This is a genomic window from Mycolicibacterium arseniciresistens, assembly GCF_030519285.1.
GTDB lineage: Bacteria > Actinomycetota > Actinomycetes > Mycobacteriales > Mycobacteriaceae > Mycobacterium > Mycobacterium arseniciresistens.
Map to the genome: position 1 here is coordinate 1 of NZ_JAUMSQ010000487.1, position 2,660 is coordinate 2,660.

Annotated in this window: 2 protein-coding genes and 1 pseudogene; all 3 read right to left on the minus strand. The window is 69.8% G+C overall.

The window, feature by feature from the left end:
- Positions 1 to 966 (minus strand): hydrolase (locus tag Q2100_RS30850; RefSeq protein WP_302917071.1); only part of this gene is annotated, 966 nt, incomplete at its 3' end.
- A gap of 57 nt (positions 967 to 1,023) precedes the next feature.
- Entirely contained in the window at positions 1,024 to 2,415 is a 1,392-nt protein-coding gene (locus Q2100_RS30855; protein WP_302917072.1) for a glutamate-1-semialdehyde 2,1-aminomutase, read from the minus strand.
- 48 nt (positions 2,416 to 2,463) lie between these two features.
- Positions 2,464 to 2,637: pseudogene (locus Q2100_RS30860) on the minus strand (transferase); the annotation flags it as partial.
- Positions 2,638 to 2,660 lie beyond the last annotated feature (23 nt).

Consider the following 2,660-nt stretch of genomic DNA (forward strand, 5'->3'; position numbering starts at 1 on the left):
CCGAAAGCGATTCAGCTGCGCCCGCACCACGGCGTCATGCGCATCAAGCAGCGCGCGCCAATCACGGTCGCCCATCTCGGCGGCCCGCCGCGTCGAATCCACGATGTCGGTGAACAACACCGTGGCCAGCACACGGTCGTCGGCCACGTCAGCCTGGTGGCCGGTGAGGAACGCGGCGATCTCCTGGAAGGAATCCCGCCACGGTTCGACGAAGTGGTACAGGTTGCGCCCCGGCAGCTCGACGTACTTTGCGCCCGATATGTGGTCGGCGACGCCCTTGCTCATCGCGGGCGTGATCAACGGGTCGTCGGTGTGCTGGACGACGAGTGTTGGCACGCGGACTGTCGGAAGCACCGCCCGCACGTCCATTTCCGCTGTGAGAGGCATCATGAGCGCAAGGGTCCGTGGACTCGCCGCCAGGCGTTCCATTCGAGCCCACGTTGCCCGGATCTCCTCGTTCCACGGCATGTCTGGATTGAGCAGATGTTGGTATTCCCCGGTCCCCCACATGGCGACCATCGCATCGAGGACTGCTGCATCGCGCCCCTCCAGGCGGCTGTCGGTGCTCGCGTAGCCCTCAAGCGCGACCAGCGCGGTTGTCCGGGACGGATGAGTCGCTGCGAACAGCGCCCCTGTCGCGAACGCGCCGTCGATCGCGAGGAGGACCGCTTCGCGACTGTCGAGGTCGTCCAGCACTGCGGTAATGCTGTCGGTCCATTGCTCCAACGTCCACGGCGCGCCCGGTGTGACGGGATCGGACGCGCCGGTGCCCGGCTGATCGAAGAAGATGAGTCGACCGAGCGATGTCATCGCCTGCACCCACCCTTGAAGAGACGGCAGGTCCGGAAGGATCTCGCAGCATGTGAACCAGTTCGGTACGAACACGATGTCACGGTCGCCGGGCGGCGACGCCCGGTAGGCGACGCGCAAGTTCCCGTTCATCGCATACCGCGTCTCCGAGAACACGGCCGGAGTCTAAGCCGGGGAACAGCCGGAGTTCGGGGCTCTCGCCGAACCGGGCGGCTAGGACACCCGGGCGTCGATGAAACGTGGTGCGGCCGTGCGGCGGATGGCGGGCGCGACCGGCCGGCCATCCAGCAGCCCGTCGACGGTCCCGGCGTCGATGGCGCGGCGGTAGACGGGCAGGGCGCCGCGCACCGCGGCGATCGTGTGCTCGATGTCGGCATCGGTGTGCGCCGCCGAGGTGACGAACGACTGGCCGAGCACCCCGCGGCGCAACAGCTCCTGCAGGAACAGCGTCCGGTACGCCTGGGACGGGACACCGTCGGCGTCGCCGGTGACGAACACCAGGCACGACGGCCGGCCGATCACCCGGACGTGGCGTTCCAAGCCGTGCTCCGCCACCGCCGCCGTCACGCCGTCGGCCAGCAGCCGGCCCGCGTGTTCCATCCGCCCCACCGGGTCGCCGTCGCGGTACGCCTGAACCACCGCCGAAAACGCTGCGAGCGAGGCGGTTTCGGCGCCGTGCGTGGTCGACAGCAGGAACACCCGGTCCTCGTCGGTGCGCAGGCCGCCCCGTTCCATGTACTCCCGCCGACCGGCCAGCGCGGACAGCGGGAACCCGTTGGCCATTGCCTTACCCCAGCACGACAGGTCCGGTTGCACGCCGTACACGGCCTGCGCGCCACCGGCCGACCAGCGGAAGCCGGTGATCATCTCGTCGAACACCAGCAGCGTGCCGTGCCGGTCGCACAGCGCGCGAAGGCCGGCCAGGAAGCCGGGCGCCGGTTCGGCGGTCGCGGTGGCCGCCTCGAGGATCACGCATGCGACGTCGTCACCGGCCAGCGCCGCCGCGACCGAGTCCAGGTCGTTGTAGGTGAACCGGACCGTCGTCGCGACGTGCGCGTCCGGAATGCCGGCTTTCATCGCGGTCGTCCCGATGAACCAGTCGTCGGTGGAGAAGAACGGCTGCTCACACGCCGCGACCTTCACCCGCCCGGTGACCGCCCGGGCCAACCGCACCGCCGCGGTCGTCACGTCGGAGCCGTTCTTGGCGAACTTCACCATGTCGGCTCCCGGCACCAACGACAGGAAGTCCTCGGCGGCGGCGACTTCCATCGTCGTCGGCCTGCTGAAGTTCACGCCGTCGGCGATCGCCCGGCTCACCGCCTCCACCACCGGTCGGTAGCCGTGGCCGAGGGTCACCGAGCGCAATCCCATTCCGTACTCCACATACGAATTGCCGTCGACGTCCCACACCCGTGCGCCGGCCCCGCGCGTCAGCACCGGTGTCATGAACTCCGGGTACTGGTCGGACCCGCGGGCGTAGGTGTGCGCCCCGCCGGGGACCAGGTCGTGCAACCGGTCCTGCAGCGCGCGCGAGCGTTCGAACGAAGGGTCTTGCGGCACAGCGAACCTCTCGTCGGTCACCCACCTGCCCGCCAGCGCGGGCATCCTCGACGACACCTCCGGCAGTAGGTCGGGCACGGTGAGCAGAACGGTGTCGGGCCCGGCAGCCTGCAGGTCCTCGGGCGAGATGATCGGCACGTCGGTGCCCGGCATTCGGCGGTCCTGTTTGGCCGGCGACGCGTCGGCGACGCCGCCGATCAGCGAGCGGTCGACGCCGGCGCGGGCGAACAGCGCCACCGCCCGCGACGCGGCGCCGTAGGCGTACACCCGCCGCCCCGCATGTCGTTCCG

Bases quoted from the DNA above. Each gene is read 5' to 3' on its own strand.
- Q2100_RS30855 (WP_302917072.1), bottom strand. From the start codon at position 2,415: ATGCCCGCGCTGGCGGGCAGGTGGGTGACCGACGAGAGGTTCGCTGTG.